Raw genomic sequence first — 1,092 nt, forward strand, 5'->3', positions numbered from 1 at the left:
TTGTCCAAACAAGGAGTAGTAAATGAGTGGTAATACGATTGGAAAATTATTCACAATCACCACAGCAGGCGAATCTCACGGCGAAGCATTAATTGGCATTGTGGATGGCTGCCCGCCAAGACTGGCACTTACTGAAGCTGATTTACAAGGTGATTTAGACCTTAGAAAGCCAGGCACTTCTTGTCATACCAGCCAACGTCATGAAGAGGATTTAGTGAAAATATTATCTGGCACGTTTGAAGGAAAAACAACGGGCACAACAATTGCACTCATCATTCAAAATACCGACCAACGTTCTAAAGACTATGGCAATATTAAAGACACATTTCGTCCTGGCCATGCTGATTACACCTATGATCAAAAATACGGCTTTAGAGATTATCGTGGTGGTGGACGCTCTTCTGCAAGGGAAACTGCCATGCGTGTTGCTTGTGGTGGTATTGCTAAAAAATATTTAAAACAAGTATACGGTATTGAAATTAAAGGCTATTTATCTCAATTAGGTCCTATTAAGGCTGAAAATTTTGATTGGTTTGAAGTGCACAATAACCCATTTTTTTGCCCTGATGCTAGCAAAGTTAGGACATTAGAAGAATATATGGACGCTTTACGAAAATCAGGCGATTCAGTGGGCGCTAGAATTAATATCACAGCAAATAATATGCCTGTCGGATTAGGGGAGCCTATTTTTGACCGATTAGAGGCAGATATTGCCCATGGTATGATGAGTATTAATGCCGTAAAAGGTGTTGAAATTGGCGCTGGATTTAAAGCAATTACTCAAAAAGGTACTGAACATCGTGATGCCATTACTCTATCAGGTTTTAAGTCAAATCATGCCGGTGGTGTTTTGGGTGGAATTAGCTCAGGTCAAGATATTTTGGTGTCTATTGCACTAAAGCCAACTTCAAGTTTACGTTTGCCAATTGAAAGTATTGATAAAAATGGAGAACCTATTGAAGTGGTTACTAAAGGCCGTCATGATCCTTGTGTAGGTATTCGTGCAACACCTATTGCTGAAGCCATGTTAGCAATAACCATTATGGACCATGTTATGCGCCACCGAGCTCAAAACTCAAATGTTGCATCAAT

General features: G+C 39.9%; 1 protein-coding gene. It reads left to right on the forward strand.

From position 1 onward, the window contains the following. Positions 1-22: 22 nt before the first annotated feature. A partial coding sequence (gene aroC / locus BOW51_RS11015; protein ID WP_078477739.1) for a chorismate synthase occupies positions 23-1,092 on the forward strand: 1,070 nt, incomplete at its 3' end.

Origin of the sequence: Solemya elarraichensis gill symbiont, from assembly GCF_002021095.1 — a bacterium.
GTDB lineage: Bacteria > Pseudomonadota > Gammaproteobacteria > Chromatiales > Chromatiaceae.